The organism is Rhodococcus sp. 21391 (assembly GCF_016772255.1).
Lineage (GTDB): Bacteria > Actinomycetota > Actinomycetes > Mycobacteriales > Mycobacteriaceae > Rhodococcus_F > Rhodococcus_F opacus.
Map to the genome: position 1 here is coordinate 5,541,285 of NZ_CP063781.1, position 15,998 is coordinate 5,557,282.

Annotated in this window: 13 protein-coding genes and 3 pseudogenes; 9 read left to right on the top strand and 7 right to left on the bottom strand. The window is 67.8% G+C overall.

Annotated features, from left to right (window positions below; all coding sequences use genetic code 11):
* Genes GO592_RS25535 through GO592_RS25545 form a run of 3 tightly spaced genes read left to right on the top strand, consistent with a single transcriptional unit; the run spans position 1 to position 2,447 of the window.
* Positions 1-1,041 carry a D-2-hydroxyacid dehydrogenase gene (locus GO592_RS25535; protein ID WP_039952922.1) on the top strand — a complete coding sequence of 347 codons (1,041 nt, stop codon included), beginning with the start codon at positions 1-3 and terminating at the stop codon, positions 1,039-1,041.
* 40 nt (positions 1,042-1,081) lie between these two features.
* Positions 1,082-1,825: a hypothetical protein gene (locus tag GO592_RS25540; protein ID WP_007301030.1), complete on the top strand. Its 744-nt coding sequence runs from the start codon at positions 1,082-1,084 to the stop codon at positions 1,823-1,825.
* A 22-nt stretch (positions 1,826-1,847) separates the two neighbouring features.
* Positions 1,848-2,447: a hypothetical protein gene (locus GO592_RS25545; RefSeq protein ID WP_007301029.1), complete on the top strand. Its 600-nt coding sequence runs from the start codon at positions 1,848-1,850 to the stop codon at positions 2,445-2,447.
* Positions 2,448-2,510: 63 nt separating this feature from the next.
* On the opposite strand, the gene GO592_RS25550 is transcribed toward GO592_RS25545, so the two are convergent.
* The 3 genes from GO592_RS25550 to GO592_RS25560 all read right to left on the bottom strand — a co-directional run bounded on the left by GO592_RS25550 (position 2,511) and on the right by GO592_RS25560 (position 5,541).
* Complete coding sequence (locus GO592_RS25550) at positions 2,511-3,923, bottom strand: DUF2252 domain-containing protein (RefSeq protein ID WP_007301028.1); 1,413 nt, start codon at positions 3,921-3,923, stop codon at positions 2,511-2,513.
* A gap of 150 nt (positions 3,924-4,073) precedes the next feature.
* A complete protein-coding gene (locus GO592_RS25555; RefSeq protein ID WP_007301027.1) occupies positions 4,074-4,400 on the bottom strand; it encodes an amphi-Trp domain-containing protein in 327 nt (108 codons plus the stop codon).
* Between the two features lie 208 nt (positions 4,401-4,608).
* Positions 4,609-5,541: a LysR family transcriptional regulator gene (locus GO592_RS25560; RefSeq protein ID WP_007301026.1), complete on the bottom strand. Its 933-nt coding sequence runs from the start codon at positions 5,539-5,541 to the stop codon at positions 4,609-4,611.
* Positions 5,542-5,689: 148 nt separating this feature from the next.
* Between GO592_RS25560 and GO592_RS25565 the strand changes: the two are divergent.
* The 4 genes and pseudogenes from GO592_RS25565 to GO592_RS25580 form a co-directional block, all read left to right on the top strand.
* Positions 5,690-5,923 (top strand): annotated as a pseudogene (locus GO592_RS25565) (isocitrate/isopropylmalate family dehydrogenase); the annotation flags it as partial.
* 130 nt (positions 5,924-6,053) lie between these two features.
* Positions 6,054-7,516: pseudogene (dctA, locus tag GO592_RS25570) on the top strand (C4-dicarboxylate transporter DctA); the annotation flags it as partial.
* A 37-nt stretch (positions 7,517-7,553) separates the two neighbouring features.
* Positions 7,554-8,684, top strand: coding sequence for a glycerate kinase (locus GO592_RS25575; RefSeq protein WP_082325061.1), 1,131 nt, complete (start codon positions 7,554-7,556; stop codon positions 8,682-8,684).
* Positions 8,685-8,746: 62 nt separating this feature from the next.
* Positions 8,747-9,547, top strand: a pseudogene (locus GO592_RS25580) (pyruvate kinase); the annotation flags it as partial.
* On the opposite strand, the gene GO592_RS25585 reads toward GO592_RS25580, so the two are convergent.
* The 4 genes from GO592_RS25585 to GO592_RS25600 form a co-directional block, all read right to left on the bottom strand.
* Positions 9,534-10,970 (bottom strand): amidase, encoded by a 1,437-nt coding sequence (locus GO592_RS25585; protein ID WP_007301022.1) that lies wholly within the window; start codon positions 10,968-10,970, stop codon positions 9,534-9,536. The pseudogene GO592_RS25580 and the gene GO592_RS25585 sit on opposite strands and share 14 nt — an antisense overlap.
* Positions 10,967-12,439 carry a sodium:solute symporter family protein gene (locus tag GO592_RS25590; protein WP_007301021.1) on the bottom strand — a complete coding sequence of 491 codons (1,473 nt, stop codon included), beginning with the start codon at positions 12,437-12,439 and terminating at the stop codon, positions 10,967-10,969. The genes GO592_RS25585 and GO592_RS25590 overlap by 4 nt, the downstream gene beginning before the upstream one ends.
* The gene (locus GO592_RS25595) at positions 12,436-12,702 is read right to left on the bottom strand and encodes a hypothetical protein (RefSeq protein WP_007301020.1); all 267 of its coding nucleotides are present in this window, start codon (positions 12,700-12,702) and stop codon (positions 12,436-12,438) included. The genes GO592_RS25590 and GO592_RS25595 overlap by 4 nt, the downstream gene beginning before the upstream one ends.
* Positions 12,703-12,853: 151 nt before the next feature.
* Entirely contained in the window at positions 12,854-13,804 is a 951-nt protein-coding gene (locus tag GO592_RS25600) for an Lrp/AsnC family transcriptional regulator (RefSeq protein ID WP_007301019.1), read from the bottom strand.
* Positions 13,805-14,066: 262 nt separating this feature from the next.
* Here GO592_RS25600 and GO592_RS25605 point away from each other — a divergent pair, with 262 nt between their 5' ends.
* Both GO592_RS25605 and GO592_RS25610 read left to right on the top strand, forming a co-directional pair.
* On the top strand, positions 14,067-15,209 hold the full coding sequence (locus tag GO592_RS25605) for an isochorismate synthase (RefSeq protein WP_007301018.1): 1,143 nt from the start codon (positions 14,067-14,069) through the stop codon (positions 15,207-15,209).
* The gene (locus GO592_RS25610; protein ID WP_007301017.1) at positions 15,206-15,976 is read left to right on the top strand and encodes a 2,3-dihydro-2,3-dihydroxybenzoate dehydrogenase; all 771 of its coding nucleotides are present in this window, start codon (positions 15,206-15,208) and stop codon (positions 15,974-15,976) included. The genes GO592_RS25605 and GO592_RS25610 overlap by 4 nt, the downstream gene beginning before the upstream one ends.
* The last annotated feature ends 22 nt before the right edge of the window (positions 15,977-15,998 follow it).

Genomic DNA, 15,998 nt, shown 5'->3' on the forward strand with positions numbered 1-15,998 from the left:
GTGACCGTGCCCGACCCGTGCGTCGACGTGCTCGTCGCGTCGTATCTCGAGCAGGACCTGGTCGACAGGATCGCTGACTGCGACCCTCGGGTCCGGGTGTCGTACACACCCGACCTGCTCCCCCGGCCTCGATGGCACAGCGATCACGTCGGGGTGCCGCGTGATCTGACGGCCGTCGAGCACGACCGGTGGTCGTCGATGTTGCGGACCGCCGACGTGATGTTCGACTTCGACTGGCGGCACCCCGAACGCACCCTCGAACAGTCGCCGAATCTGCGATGGATTCAGGCGACGTCCGCGGGCGCCGGACAACTGATCGAGAAATTCGGGCTGTCGCGCGCTCCGCTGACGGTGACGACCGCCGCGGGAGTCCACGCCGAACCGCTGGCGGAGTTCGCACTCGCCGGCATTCTGCATTTCGCGCGCGGCCTCCCCCGGCTGATCGCCGACCGGCAGACCCGGACCTGGCGCAAACAGGAAACGACCGAGCTCGCGGGACGCCACGCGCTGATCGTGGGCGCCGGCAAGATCGGCTCGCGCACAGCGGAACTCCTCCGGTGCTTCGCCGTCACCGCAAGCGGGGTCGCCCGCACCCCGCGCCCCGCAGGCGCACCTTTCGACAGCATGACCACCACGGACCGGATCGCCGAGTACCTGCCCGCCGCGGACATCCTCGTGATCTCCTGCGCCCTCACCGACGACACTCGCGGACTGATCGGACGCCGGGAACTCGCCGCCCTCCCCGACGGCGCACTGGTCGTCAATCTCGGACGGGGACCGATCATCGACGAAGACGCTCTCGCAGAAGCACTGTCGACGGGACGGCTGGGCGGGGCGGTCCTGGACGTCACCACCACCGAACCCCTCCGAGACGATTCGCCGTTGTGGACGGCCGACAACGTCATCCTCAGCCCGCACAGCGCCGCCAACGTGCCGTCCGAGAACGCGAAGATCGTCGATCTGTTCGTCGAGAACCTCGGACGCTACCTGTCGGGTGACGCCACGCTGATCAACGAGTTCGACTTCGACGCGGGATACTGACCGCACAGAGCGGCCGCAGCCGCTACCGTGGGTATCCACCATGACCGACCGTGACCTCGTCGACCGGATCGACCGGCTCGTACACGACCAACTCGCGAACCACGACCACCGATCCGGGCACGACTCGAACGTGAACCAGGACCCGTGCCCGCACTGCGGACGCGAATGGCACGGGCTCGCGATCACCGAGCGCGTGCAGCAGATGCGGCACGCCCGGGCTCTCGACCCGAAGTACAGCCACGCCCACGACCACAGCCGGGTGCTGTGCGCGGGTTCCCCGTTCATCGGCCCGATGCCCGAAGAGGTGCTGATGCTCGGGGGTTTCGACGTGCACGCCGCCTGGCGGGACATGGTTGCAGCGGCACGGCAGGCGCCCGATCGGATCGAGCAGCCCGACCCGTTCGACGCGTATCGCACCGTCGGTCCGCCCGGAGACGAACCACCGGCCGTCGGCCTCGCCGGCGGATGCGACCGCGCGTCGTGGCACTGCCCGCAGTGCGGCGACCGAGCGCATTTCCTCGACGCCGGCCGCGAACCCAACGCCTTCGCGGTCGCGCTGCGCGCCTACGCCGCGCACATCGCTTCGGCGCACGACCCATCCGTGGACGACGGGGACGACGCGTCCGCGTTCCCCAACCGGTGGGCCCTCCCCACCCGCGGGGTGCTCTGGGACAGCCGGCACACCGTGATCGGACGATTCGGGCCCGGCGGCAGCGCTTTCGAACCCGGCACAACCGCCCGCGACCTCCGCGGCTTCGGCGGTCCACCGCCCGCGCGGGACTGAGCACGACGGCGAACCGGGGCAGATGACGGACGGCCGCGACGCACAGTCGACGCAACGCACTGCGCGCCGCCGGACGGACACGCCGCGGTGGTGGCGGTCGGCGACCGGAATCGTCCTCACCGCCCTCGTCGCGTTCGCCTGCGCTGCGACGCTGGTGATCACGATTCCGATCGACCCGGTCTTCCCGTACGTCGTGCTGGCTGGTTTCGCCCTGCTCATTCTCGGTGCCGTGTGGCTGATCCTCGCCGGCGTGCAGCTGGGACGGTACCGGTGGGATCGACGCATCTGCCTTGCGCCGGCCATGGTGGCTCTGACTGCGACCCTCGTATTCTTCGGTGTGCCTTCCGACCTCGGGTGGCGGCTGTCGGTGGGCGAACTGACCGCATACGCGCAGGCGTGCACACCGTCGTCCGACGACCAGCGGATCGGCCTGTACGACACCTGGCGCGTCGAGCCGCTCGACACCGGGTGCCACTTCTACCTCGAAGGCGGCCTGGTCAATCTTGTCGGAGTCGCTCATCTGCCGGGCGGCACCGACAAGATCGGCCTACCCGAGCGTGACGGTGAGATCGGATATCAGCACATCGAATCCGACTGGTACCGCTTCGTCCAAATCTTCTGAACCGTGCCGGTCCACCGGTCGTGTGGGCGGGCGTACGACCGGACGGTCCCGGGACGTCGCTGTTCAGAATCCGGTAGCCGCGACGATGCGGGCCCCCGTGATGGCCTCGAGGAGGGCAGCATGGTCTCGGGTGTTCTGCTCTGCGTACGTTTCGGCGAATTCCGCTATCGCATGATCGAATTCGGTGTCGTCCCCGAGGTAGGCGGCGATCGCGACCCGGTCGCCGGCCCGCGCGTGCGCATAGGCGAGGACCCGTGCACACAATCGCCCGTACAGCATCATGACGGTGGGTGTCTGGGATTCGACCACCGCTGAACCCTTGCCGTCCCGCAGTTGGCGCACGTAGAAGTCCCGCTCGACGCCGTCGGGGCCCGCGCCACGTTCCCAGCCCAGGAAGATGTCGCTCGCGGCCTGCATCAGCCGCTGTCCGCTGACCACTCGCTCGCCCTCGGCAGCGAAGGACGGGCCGTCGACGTAACTCGACAGCACGGACGGACCCGCCTCCTTCACCTGCAAAAACAGCGGATCGTCTTCGTCAGCGCCCAGCATCAGAATGATCCAGGTGCGGGTGCCCACACTGCCGACCCCGACCACCTTGCGGGCAATTTGAATCATCCGGAACTGGTCGTAGAGGACGCGGTGGTCCCACCGCAGAGACTGCACATACACGTTCAGGCGATGCCGTAGGTCTCGGTACAACGATTCGAGGTCTTCGCCCGCGTACAACTCCTCGACCGGCACCAGCAGAGGCGGGTTGCTGATGATCCGCCTCTCCCCGTCGACGACGGCGGTCAGCTTGGAGAGCGCTTGGACGCTGTCCCGGCGGCGCGCCTTCTCCAGAGCTGTGCGAGCGCGTTTCCTCTGCGACTTGTCCAGCTCGTCTCGAAGCCCCACGAGTTCCGCTGTGGGCTCGATGTGGGAGTACCAGACGCCCAGGTTTCCCAGTTGCGCCTGACTGGCCATCGTTTCGCGGTATTCGGCGGCGCAGGCACGGGTGATGTTCCTGGTCTTCTTGCTGCTGAAGCCGTTCTCCTGCGCCGCGATCGCGAGGCTCGCGACCAGGCGTTTGACGTCCCATTCGAAAGGACCGGGATGTGTCTCGTCGAAGTCGTTGATGTCGAATGCCAGCCGACGTTCCGGGGTGGCGAAGATTCCGAAGTTACTCAGGTGCGCGTCGCCGCAGAGCTGCGTGCGCAGGCCCGTGGTAGGCGAGTGGGACAGATCGTCGGCCATGATCGCGGCGGCGCCGCGGTAGAAGGCGAAGGCCGTCGCCGCCATGCGCCCGTACCGGATCGGAACGAGTTCCGCGACTCTCTCCGTCGCCTGCTTCTCGAGGAGGCCCACAGGGTCGCGCCGATCGGCTACACGGTGTTCCGCGAGCGCAGCCGGCGGGGTGTCTCGGCGGGCGTCCGCCCCTCGTTGTGCGCGCTCGGTCCGGCTCGGATGTGCCACCGGTTCGTCGTGTTCCGCGGACATGGTTGACTGCCTTCCTCGAGTGACGCGATATGGCCTGGTTACCGCCAATTTTCCTCCGGCCGGAGGGTATTGGCAGCACAGCGTTTCGGCAGTGGAGTCCAAATGCAGCGCAGGTCCGCCGGGTGACGATTCAGACGCGCTACGTGCGGATCACTTGGCGGCGCTCTTGCGGGGCCGCCCACGACGCGCGGTCTTGACCGGTGGCGGACTCGCCGTTTCCGGTTCCGCGTCGGCTGTCGACTCTTCGGACGGATCGTCCCGCCAACTGATTTCGATTTCGATCTCGGTCTCGTCGCCGTCGACCTCTATCTCGAGCTCCCACCGGACCCGGTCTGCGACGACGATTTCGATCGAGTCGCCACTCGAGCCCAGCTCCACCTCGGAGCCACTCGCGAGGGCCTGCCCGAGCGCGATGAGCCGGTCGGACACCTCTTTCCGGGAGAGCTCGGACTTCCTCTTGATCTCCAGCTTGGGCACGGCGACTCCTGACCTCGGGGCAGTGTCTCATCACCGTAACTGCCGCGCGACCGGTTGCCGGATCGAACCGAGAACAAACCACCCGGTGGCCGAAATACGGGGCTCCGTCCCCGGATCGGCAATTGCACAAGCATCCGCCGGGGCGATCGAAGAACGGCGGAGTGTCTCGATCCTCGATCCATCACGGAGTATGGGCACGACTGTCGGTTCAGGAGTTGTGCGGGCTCTCCGCTGCGGGCTCATCCCAGGCTGCCGGTGTGCGTTCTGCGTACTTTCGTGCCTCGTCCATGAGCGTCCGCGCGGGTGGCGTGAGATGGGTTCGCCGGCAGACGGCGGCGATGTGCAAGTAGGACTCGGGGACGATGCGGTGCACGGTGGCGCCGGACTGCCGGGCCGACGGCGCCCACGACGACGGCATGACAGCCTGCCCGAATCCGCTGAGGACCATCGGCAGGATCGAGGTTCGGTGGGCGACCTCGGCGACGATGGTGGCTGCGACGCCGCTGGCGAGGACCTCGTCGACGAGGGTTCGCATCAACGATCCGCGCTGCGAGACGATGAGTCGAAATCCGGACAGTTCCGATCTCCGAATCTCCGGGCGGCTCGGCGTCTCGGCGCCCGGCCCGGAGATGAGGATCAGCGGCTGGCTTTCGAGTGCGACGACGTCGAGTTCGGGGGCACGCACCGCAGCGGGTGAACCCAGGATCCCGATCTCGCAGACGCCGGTGCGCACGGCATGGAGCACCTCTTCGGGGGTGAACGCCGCCTCGGCATTGACGGTGACCGAAGGATAGGTGCGGCTGAAGCTGGTGAGGATCGTGGTGAGGGGTTCGATCCCGGGTGACGGCATCGTAATCAGGTCCACGCGACCGGCGCGGAGCCCTTTCAGCGCATCGACGGATGCCTTCGCATCCTCGAGATCGCGCAACACCACGCGGGCCGGACCGACGAGCGTTTCGCCGGCGTCGCTAAGCACCAGTCTGCGTCCGACGCGGTGAAAGAGCGGTACCCCGAGTTCACGCTCGAGCGCGGATATCGACTGGGAGAGCGAGGGCTGCGCGATCAGCAGTGTTTCCGCTGCGCGGTTGATGCCTCCCTGGTCGACCACAGCCAGGAAGTACCGCAACCGACGCGCGTCCATCCGAACCCCTCATTCCCGTCGATGTGCGGCCGAACCCTCGAGCGGTGCTCTCGACGACCGCCGCGTGGACACTCACCCTACCTGCGAAAACACGACTCGATTAGGTGAAACCTATAAGCCGGATCGACTCTTGGTCATGGACGCTGCGTCCGCACCCGACATCGCGGGCCAGGGCATCAGCAACCCGATCGGCGCGATCGCCAGCGCCGCCCTGATGCTCGACCACTTCGGGCTGCACGACGAGGCCCGCCGCGTCGAAGCCGCCATCGAGGCCGCCACCGCGAGCGGAGCACTGACCCGCGACATCGGCGGCACGTCGGACACCGACGCCGTCACCGAGGCGATCGTGCACGCGCTGCAGACCGCGCTGACCCCGGCCTGACCGCCATCCACAGTTCACAGCCGGCCCGACTCGGCAAAATCTGCCGGGTCGGGCCCCCACCCCTCGAACGGTCGGTAACTCTCGGCCACCCCGTCTTCACACCTGAACACTCCCACCCGAGGTGGATTTCATGGAGACACCAAGCAGCGCAGCGAGTTACCAACCGGCGACTGTGAAGAAACCTTGGTACAGGCAACTGTACTTCTGGGTTCTCATCGCGATCGTGCTCGGCATCCTGGTCGGGTGGCTCTGGCCGGACACCGGCGAGGCGATGGAGCCGATCGGCACCACCTTCATCACCGCGATGAAGATGCTGATCTGCCCGATCGTGTTCCTGACGATCGTCGGCGGCATCGCGAGTGTCGCGGATCTGAAGAAGGTCGGGCTGACGGGAATCAAGGCGCTGACCTACTTCCATGTCGGAACGATCCTCGCGCTGCTCACCGGTCTCGTCGCGATCAACCTCTTCCGCCTCGGCGACGGGGTGAATGCCGACGCCGCCTCGCTGGAAACGACCGACTCCGCCAACAAACTGATTCAGACCGGTGAAGAGAAACAGTGGTGGGAGTTCATCACCCACCTGGTCCCGGACAGCGTGTTCGGCCCGTTCGTCGAGGGCGACATCCTCCAGGTCATCTTCCTCGCCGTCATCTTCGGTGTCGCCATCAACGCGGTGGGCCAGATCGCCGCACCGATCCGGGAGGCCGTCGAACGCCTCACCGCGGTGGTCTTCAAGGTCCTGAGCTTCATCATGAAGCTCGCACCCCTCGGTGCGTTCGGCGCCATGGCCTTCGCCATCGGCAAGTACGGTGTCTCCACCCTCACCAGCCTCGGCAGCCTGATCCTGCTGTTCTACGTCACGTCCGCGTTCTTCGTCTTCGTGGTCCTCGGATCGGTCATGGCGTACCTGCGGCTCAACATCTTCCGGATGCTCGGCTTCTTCAAGGAAGAACTCCTGCTCATTCTCGGAACCTCCACTGCCGAGCCCGCGCTGCCCGGTCTGATGCGCAAGCTGGAGTACGCCGGCGTCAAGAAGACCACCGTCGGTCTCGTCGTGCCCACCGGTTACAGTTTCAACCTCGACGGGGCAGCCATCTACCTCTCGCTCGCCGCGCTGTACATCGCGCAGGCCACCAACACCGACCTGACGATTCCGCAGCAGCTCGGCCTCCTCGGCGTCATGCTCCTCACCTCCAAGGGGGCCGCAGGTGTCGCGGGAGGCGGATTCATCGCGCTGACAGCAACATTGAGCACTCTTGGCACCATCCCCGCGGCCGGCATCATGCTCATCTTCGGCATCGACAAGTTCATGTCCGAATGCCGCGTCCTGGTGAACTTCATCGGCAACGCCGTCGCCACCCTGTTCGTCGCCACATGGAACCACGAACTCGACGTCGACCGCGCCCGCCGCGTCTTCTCCGGCGAAGTCCTTCCCCCACCCGACGGTGACGTCGAGAACGACTTCGACATGGAGATCCTGGAACAGAAACCACGAGACAAGCACCACCACATGATCAAGGAACCGGACGCGTCCACATCGACCACGAACGGCTCGACCCCGCGGCGACGACGCCCGCGCACTCCACACAGCGATTACCGCATCCGCACTGCACACGAGAGAGGAAGGCCCATGAGGGTTCTGGTTGCCCCGGACAAGTTCAAGGGCTCGCTCTCCGCAGCAGCTGTCGCCGAACATCTCTCGGCCGGCCTCCCTTCGGCGGGAATCGACAGCAGGCGACTTCCTCTCGCCGACGGAGGCGACGGCAGCGTCGACGCGGCGGTGGCGGTCGGATTCACTCCGCACCCCGTCACGGTCGCCGGCGCAAGGGGAACACCCCAGCGCGGACGCGTCGCCGTCAACGGCACCACCGCGGTGGTCGAAGTCGCCAACACTTGCGGACTGGCCACCCTCCCCAGCGGGCGCACCGCTCCCCTCGACGCCTCCAGCCTCGGATTCGGCCAGGCCATCGGGCACGCCCGCCGCCACCACCCGCGCCGCCTCGTCCTCGCCCTCGGCGGCAGCGCCGGTACCGACGGCGGAACGGGGATGCTCGCCGCCCTCGGGTTTACCTTCTCCGACTCCACGGGACGACCCCTGCGGGCGTGCGGGCGAACCCTTCCCGAGGTCGCGACGATCGATTCCTCCCGCGCGGTGAACCTGTCCGGAATCGAGATCGTGATCGCCGGCGACGTCACCAACCCGCTGACCGGACCGCACGGCGCCGCCGCCGTGTACGGCCCACAGAAGGGCGCCACCGAAGCTGACGTGCGCTACCTCGACTCCGGCCTCGACAACCTCGTCGAGGTGTTCACCCGCAGCGGCTACCCTCAGGCGCGTGCGGTGGCCGACTCCCCCGGCGCCGGCAGTGCCGGTGGGATCGGATTCGCCGCCATGCTGCTCGGCGCGCGCATGGTCTCCGGCGCCGAATACTTCCTCGACCTACTCGATTTCGACGGCTGTCTCGCAGGAATGAACCTGGTGATCACCGGCGAGGGCAGCATCGACGAGCAGACCGAACACGGCAAACTGCTCGCGGTCCTGGCCCGCCGCGCCCATCCGGTCCCGGTGATCGCCGTCGCCGGCCGTAGCACTCTGTCCCGGAAGCATTGGGCTCCTGCCGGTTTCGAGTACATCCATTCCCTCGGCGACTACACCGACCGGAACACCGCCGCCGACCCGGAGCTGACCGGCGAACTCCTCACCCGCATCGGGCGTGACATCGGCCGGGGCTCGCTTCTGCACAACGAAGGACCACGATGACTCTCACCGACATCCACTCGCCACTCGCTGCCGATGTCGACTCGGCGTCGCTGCTGTCGCCTCGTCGCCGGGTCCCGGTGATCGCAAAGATCGAAAAAACCGAAGCCGTCGACGACATCGAGGCGATCGTGCGGGCCTTCGACGCGGTCATGGTCGCGCGCGGCGACCTCGGCGTCGAAGTCCCCCTCGAGCAGGTGCCGCTGGTACAGAAACGCATCGTGCAGATCGCCCGGGAGAACGCCCGACCGGTGATCGTCGCCACCCAGACGCTCGAATCGATGATCGACAACTCCCGGCCCACCCGGGCCGAAGCATCGGACGTGGCCAACGCGATCCTCGACGGCGCCGACGCGGTAATGCTGTCCGGTGAAACCTCCGTCGGTGCCTACCCGACCGAGACGGCCGCGACGATGGCGCGGATCCTCTCCGCCGTCGAACACCAATCCACCACCGTCCCCGCCCTGACCCACACTCCCCGCACCCACGGCGGGGTTCTCTCGTTCGCCGCCCGCGACATCGGCGAACGCCTGAACGCCACCGCGCTGGTCGCGTTCACCCAGTCCGGGGACACCGTGCGACGACTCGCCCGGCTCCACACCCCGCTGCCACTGCTGGCATTCACCCCGCTACCCCAGGTGCGCAACGAACTCGCCCTCACCTGGGGCACCGAAACCTTCCTCGTCGACCCGGTGGAATCGACCGACGAGATGATCCGCCAGGTCGACACCGCCCTGCTCCGGCTGGGCCGCTACCGGCACGGCGACCTCGTCGTCATCGTCGCCGGCTCACCCCCGCACACCGTCGGATCCACCAACCTGATCCACGTCCACCGGGTCGGCGAGGACGACTTCACGAAGAGCTAGACGCTGCCGCCCTCTCGAGGAGGTGCGGGCGTGTGGCTCCGACGGGGTTCAGCTGCTCGTAGGCTCGTGCCACGTCGAGCAGGAACAGGTCGTTGCCCGGGGCCGCGACGATCTGCACGCCGACCGGCAGACCGTCGGCGCTGAATCCGGCGGGAACGGAGATCGCGGGGCAACCCAGCACCGTCACGGTCAACGCCGACGTCATCCAGTCGAGGTAGTCGTCGCAGCGACGGCCGTCGACCGCTGCCGGGTACTCGAGTTCGGCGTCGAACGGGAGCACCTGCGACACGGGCATCACCAGGATGTCGTGGTGGGTGAAGAATTCGACGGCGCGATGCTGGATCTCCGCCTGCGCCACCATGGCTTTCGCGACGTCGTCGGCGGAGAGCCGGTCTGCCTGCCGGATGTTGTCGAGCAGCGACGGCTTCAGCAGTTCGGGGGTAGCGTCGGCGCGGTCACCGAGGTCGATCTTGAACCGCCACGCCCGCAGGGTGCGGAACACCCACTCGGCGTCGGGAATCGACGGTGCGTCCTCGGCCACCACCGCACCCGCGGCGGCGAAGATCGAGGACTGCCGGTCGTGGATCTCGCGGACCGGCGCATCCACGGGGAAGATGCCGTTCAGATCCGCGGACACCGCGACGCGCAGACCCTGCAGGCCGCCGACGCCGAGACGCGGCGCGAGGGCATCGGCGCTGAGCGAACTGCGGATGCGCGCGTCGGGTCCGGAGATCACCGACAGCAGCAGTTCCAGGTCGTCGACGTTCCGGGCCATCGGTCCCTGCGTCACGAGTGCGTCCCAGGGTGCGCTGTTCGGCCAGCACGGCACACGGCCCGGAGTGGGGCGCAATCCGACGACGTTGCAGAACGACGCCGGGTTGCGCAGCGAACCGCCCATGTCGCTGCCGTCGGCGAGCGCGACGAGTCCCGCGCCGAGCGCGGACGCGGCGCCGCCGCTCGAGCCACCCGCACTCTTGGTGGGGTCGTACGGGTTGGTGGTGGTCCCGAAGACGGGGTTGAACGTGTGCGAGCCGGCGGCGAACTCGGGGACGTTGGACTTGCCGATCGTGACGGCGCCGGCCGCGATGACGCGTTCGGCGATCAGCTCACTGGTCTCGGGAACGTTGTCGACGAGGAGCGGCGAGCCGGCGACGGTGGGGAAACCGGCGACGTCGTGAGTGTCCTTGAACGCGAAAGGCAGTCCGTGCAGCGGCCCCACCGGGGTTCCGGCGGCCGTCTGTGCGTCGGCGGCGGCAGCGGTGGAGTGCGCGCGGTCCAGGTCGAGGCTGACGAGCGCGTTGACCGTCGGATTCACCCGCGCGATCCGGTCCGTGTGCAGGTCGAGCAGCTCGCGGGCCGAGATGTCCTTGCGACGGAGTGCGGCGAGCATCTCTCGCGCGGTCGAGTAGTGATCGATGGTCATTTCGAGGTCTCCAGGATCGGGGTGGTTGCGGGAAGGTCTTCCGACGACGCGGGGGCCGGGGTGCGGGGACGGGTGGCGCGGACGACGGCCTCCACGACGGCGATCACCGCGAGGTTGAGGACCAGGCCGCAGATGCCGGCGTCGATGTTGGCGAGGTTCAGTTCGAAGACGGTCATCACGATGACGGTGAGCATTCCCACGACGAGACCGGCGAACACGGATTGCGTGGCGAGCAACGGCTTCTCGGGCAGAGCCAGCGCCAGACCGGGGGCGAGCTGGCTGAGACCACCGAACGTGAGCAGCAACAGGTTGGCCAGCAGATCGGGGCGCGTCAGGCCGAGCACGAGGGCCATGGTGGCAGCGGCGATCACGACCAGGTGGTTGAACCGGAGCTTCGTGCGCTCGCTTTCGATCTTCACCAGGTTGTGCGACGCCAGCGTCGAGATGCCGATGCAGATGGCGCCGGCGGGCAGCATCGCGGCGGAGGCCGCGGCGATCGCGATCAGTCCGAGCGCCCAGTTCGGCAGCGCTCCCCCGGCCAGCGTGAGCAGGACGGCGTTGCTGCTGGTGTTGGGATTCAGTGCGAGGATCCCGACGAAGCCCAGCATGATCGGAAGAATCATGACCACCTGGTACATCGGCAGAAAAGTGTTGTTGGAGCGGATCACTCGACCGTTCTTTGCGGCCAGCAGCGGCGGCCAGAGGTGCGGGGTGGTGAGGAACCCGCAGCCGATCGCGGAGATCAGCAGGCTCGTGGTCCACCAGACCTTGTCGTAGTCACCGGGGTTCACGGTCACCATCTCGCTGTGGGTCTGGGCGATCTGGCCGAACACGTCGCCGATGCCACCGGCGAAGTGCAACGGGATCACGATGGACAGCACCACGACGGCGAGCAGGATCAGGACGTCTTTGACATAGGCGGTGCGCGCGAGGCCGTGAATGCCGGCCCACAGCACGAATCCGACGACGAGGACGGTCGCGACGATCATGCTCAGAGTGCCCGAACTCGCGCTGCCCGTGACGAGACGGACGATCAGGCCGAGGCCGGTGATCTGCAACTGCAGGTACGGCAGCAGGAAGATGATGCCGCACAGGGCGACCAGCCGGCCGAGGAGCGGGCTGCCGTACCGGTCCGCGAAGAAGTCGGCCTGGGTGATGTATCCGCGGTCCTTGCTGAGTTTCCAGATTCGCGGTCCGATGAAATACAGGGCCACGTAGCCGAGCGGGATGTACGGGATGGCGTAGGTGGCGCCGATGCCCGCGGTGAACGCGATACCGGCGACACCGAGGAACGTGAACGTGGTGAACGATTCACCGGCCTGCAGGAAGAAACTGGTGACCACACCGAAGTTCCGTTTGCCGACCGTCCACTCGCTCAGGTTCTGAGCGCGTTTCCGGCGTCCACCGACCGCGATCACGGCCAATCCGATCATGCCGGCCAGCGTGATCCACAGAGCTGAGTTCGTCATAGCGTCGTCTCCTCGAGCTGGAGGTCGTCCTCGTGCGGCCGGACGAAGCCGAACTCCACCGCCGCCAGCGCGGGCAGCAGCAGGAGCACCCAGGCCGAGCACCAGACGAGCAGCCGGGGCATCCCCAACCACAGATCGGCCGTGTTCACAAACGGCAGCCACACGGCGGTGACGAGTGCGAGCACCGGGGCGACCGGGACGAGCAGCAGCCAGCGGCGCTGCGGCGAATCCTCGATCGCCCCGAGAATGGCGTCTCGTTGCATGCTGTTCCTTCTTCCATCCGGGGAGTAGAGGAAGCATGCGTGGTGCGGATCACAGCACTCAACCGCTGTACGAGGTTCGGCGAAATCGGCCACCAGCCTGTCGGAGATCGCAATCAGGCGCGCCGGAGGGGCCGTCCGATGTCGAAATCCGTCACATTGTCCGTCCGCTGCGTTTGACCGCCTGCACCACCATGTTGGTTTCCAGGGCCGCCGCGTCCGCCACCCACGGCGCGGTCGTGATGTAGTCGTAGAGCACCGACTCGTCCGGCGCGGCGATATTCGCGACCACCTGGTACTCGCCCGCCGTGCCGGCGGCGTACCGCACGTACGGCATCTCGAGCATCCCCCGCACGAGCGGTTCGATCCGGTTGCGCTGGGTCTTGATGAACAGCATCGCCTCGGCGCGCAGCCCGAACAGGGCCGGATCCACCACCACCCGGAGGCTGATCGCACCCTCGGTGAGCAGCGCCTGGACACGTCGCCGGGCCGTCGCCTCGGAGACACCCGCGGTCCGGGCGAGCGCCGTGGTGCCCACCCGCCCGTTCTGCATCATCTCGCGGATGATCGTCCGGTCGACGGGATCCCGGGTGCCGCGTTCCAGGTCCGTGAGGAAGGTCGCCGGAGGCGACACCCCGCCGATCGCGTCCTTCTCGGCGGAGGTCAGCACCCCGGCCTCCCATTCGCGGACCGTGCGGAAGTACCGCAGCACCGGGTCGGTCCAGCTTCGGACGACGCCCATCGTCGCGGGGAGTTCGTCCATGACGAGCTTCGGGAGGCGATCCCGGGACACGTGGATCTCGGCCACACAGTCGGCGGTGCCGGTGAGGATGTACACGAAGATGCAGTCGCTGCGCTGAGCGAGGGCGCTCGCCGCCACCCGCACCGTTCCCGGGGAGCACTGGAGGCGCACGATCGCTGTGCCGCCGCTGTTCGCGACGGCGGTGACCGCCACCCGCCCGGACTCGAGGAGCGCGATGCCGTGCCGGGTCACGTTCCGCTCGGGTTCGCCGAGCGCCTGGGCAATTCGGCTCCAGGAACATCGCCCGTCGACCTGGAGGGCCGCGACGATCCGCTGATCGAGCGAGAACCTGCGTTCGGTCATTGAAGCCGCCTGCCCTCCATGCAACGTGTGCATGCGATGTTAGGCCAGTCGGTGGTGGCGAGAATCCAGACCTGTTTCGCAGGTGATATCGGGCCGCGCGTCGTGACTCGAAACTGCTGGTCTGCAACGGAATACGCCTCGCACCAGAACCGCAGGCGGACACGCTGAACCACCAAAGGTTAGGCTAACCGTATATGGTCTGAACGTGACGGTGCGCATCGCCACGCGCACCGCAGTTGTCCGCTACGAAAGGTGATCGCATATGCAGTCGACGGCCGTTGCCGAGTCCGCAGAGACTTCGGTGGACCTCCCGCCGGGCGCGCCGTTCGTTCTCTCCCGCCCGCACGGCACCGTGATCGCCGACGGCATCCGCACCGGTTACGACTCCGCCCGCGACGCCGCCGCGGCCCTGCGGAGCGGCACCGCGACGTCGGTGGTCGGCGCGCTCGCCTTCGACCCGTCACATCCCGCCGCGCTGATCGCACCACAGACGCTGCGTCATCACCCGCAAAGCTGGTCCCCTCGTCGGCAGGCCCTTCCACACATACGCGCCGGCGAGTCGATTCCCCCGGAGGACGAGCACGTCGCCCGGGTCACCGCCGCCATTCACCTGCTGCGAGAGCCCGAGGCCGCACTGCACAAGGTGGTGCTCGCCCGATCGGTCGTCCTGCACGCCGACGAACCGCTGCATCCGCACGCACTGCTCGCGCAACTTGTCGCGAACGACCTCGGCGGCAACGGCTTCAGCGTCGATCTGAGCGCCGCGGGCACCGGCTGGTCGGGACGGCACCTCGTCGGCTCGAGTCCCGAGGTGCTCATCCGTCGCCGCGGCGACACCGTGACCTGCCATCCGCTCGCCGGATCCGCTCCCCGGCACACCGATCCCGAGATCGACAGGCTGACCGCGGAGAACCTCGCGGCGTCGGAGAAGAATCTGCGCGAACACGCCCTCGTCGTCGAGGCTCTGCGCGCGAGCCTCGAACCGTTCTGCACCGAACTCGACATCCCCGACCGGCCCACCCTCACCAGCACACCGCAACTGTGGCATCTCGGCACACCCGTGTCGGGACGACTGCGGGACCGCTCGGTGACCGCACTGGACCTCGCCGTCGCCGTGCACCCGACCCCGGCCGTGTGCGGCACCCCCACCGACGCCGCGCGTGCACTGATCGGCGAACTCGAGGGCGACCGCGGCTTCTACGCCGGCGCCGTGGGCTGGGCCGACGCCGACGGTGACGGCGAATGGATGGTCACCATCCGGTGCGCGCAGATCGACGCCGACCGCACCACCGTCACGGCGTACGCCGGCGGCGGCATCGTCGCCGCCTCCGAACCGGACGACGAACTCGCCGAGACCACAACCAAACTGGGCACCGTCCTCGCCGCACTGGGACTCACCCGATGAGCGGCACGACACTGGTCGTCGGGGCGGCCCAGGGCATCGGACGGGCCACGGCCGTCACGCTGTCGCGGTCCCGCCACCGCCTGGTACTGCTCGATCGTGATGCCGACGGCCTCGCCGCCACCGCCGCACTGCTCGACACTCCGCCGCTCGGCACCGCCGTCACCGACATCCGCGACACCGCCGCCGTCACCGACACCGTCCGCCGGATCGAGGACGAGCACGGACCCATCACCGCACTCGCGCACGTGGCGGGTGTCCTCGAGACCGGCTCCGTTCTCGACGCCGACCCCGAGAGCTGGCAGCGCGTGTTCGACGTCAACGTCACCGGCCTCGTCAACGTGCTGCGGGCGGTCGGCACCGGAATGCGCGAGCGTGCAGCCGGTTCCATCGTCGTGGTCGGTTCCAACGCCGCTGGCGTCCCCCGCACCGGAATGGGCGCGTACGGCGCGTCTAAGGCCGCCGTCTCGATGATCGTCCGGGTACTCGGCCTCGAACTCGCCGAACATGGGATCCGCGCCAACATCGTCGCCCCCGGCTCGACGGACACCGCGATGCAGCGGTCGCTGTGGTCGGATCCCGCCGACGACGCCGGAGCACGCGGAGCGATCGACGGAGACCTGGGCTCGTTCAAGGTCGGTATCCCGCTGGGCCGCATCGCCGACGCCGCCGACATCGCCGACTCCGTCGAGTTCCTCCTGTCGGATCGGGCACGTCACATCACCATGCAGGCGCTCTACGTCGACGGCGGCGCTACCCTCCGAGCCTGACAACCCCGAACAGCCATGCCCG

Excerpts from the sequence above, each read along its gene's own strand:
- GO592_RS25595 (WP_007301020.1), bottom strand. The coding sequence starts at position 12,702 with ATGCAACGAGACGCCATTCTCGGGGCGATCGAGGATTCGCCGCAGCGC.
- GO592_RS25550 (WP_007301028.1), bottom strand. The coding sequence starts at position 3,923 with ATGTCCGCGGAACACGACGAACCGGTGGCACATCCGAGCCGGACCGAG.
- GO592_RS25540 (WP_007301030.1), top strand. The coding sequence starts at position 1,082 with ATGACCGACCGTGACCTCGTCGACCGGATCGACCGGCTCGTACACGAC.
- GO592_RS25575 (WP_082325061.1), top strand. The coding sequence starts at position 7,554 with ATGAGGGTTCTGGTTGCCCCGGACAAGTTCAAGGGCTCGCTCTCCGCA.
- GO592_RS25600 (WP_007301019.1), bottom strand. The coding sequence starts at position 13,804 with ATGACCGAACGCAGGTTCTCGCTCGATCAGCGGATCGTCGCGGCCCTC.
- GO592_RS25590 (WP_007301021.1), bottom strand. The coding sequence starts at position 12,439 with ATGACGAACTCAGCTCTGTGGATCACGCTGGCCGGCATGATCGGATTG.
- GO592_RS25605 (WP_007301018.1), top strand. The coding sequence starts at position 14,067 with ATGCAGTCGACGGCCGTTGCCGAGTCCGCAGAGACTTCGGTGGACCTC.
- GO592_RS25560 (WP_007301026.1), bottom strand. The coding sequence starts at position 5,541 with ATGGACGCGCGTCGGTTGCGGTACTTCCTGGCTGTGGTCGACCAGGGA.
- GO592_RS25585 (WP_007301022.1), bottom strand. The coding sequence starts at position 10,970 with ATGACCATCGATCACTACTCGACCGCGCGAGAGATGCTCGCCGCACTC.
- GO592_RS25545 (WP_007301029.1), top strand. The coding sequence starts at position 1,848 with ATGACGGACGGCCGCGACGCACAGTCGACGCAACGCACTGCGCGCCGC.
- GO592_RS25610 (WP_007301017.1), top strand. The coding sequence starts at position 15,206 with ATGAGCGGCACGACACTGGTCGTCGGGGCGGCCCAGGGCATCGGACGG.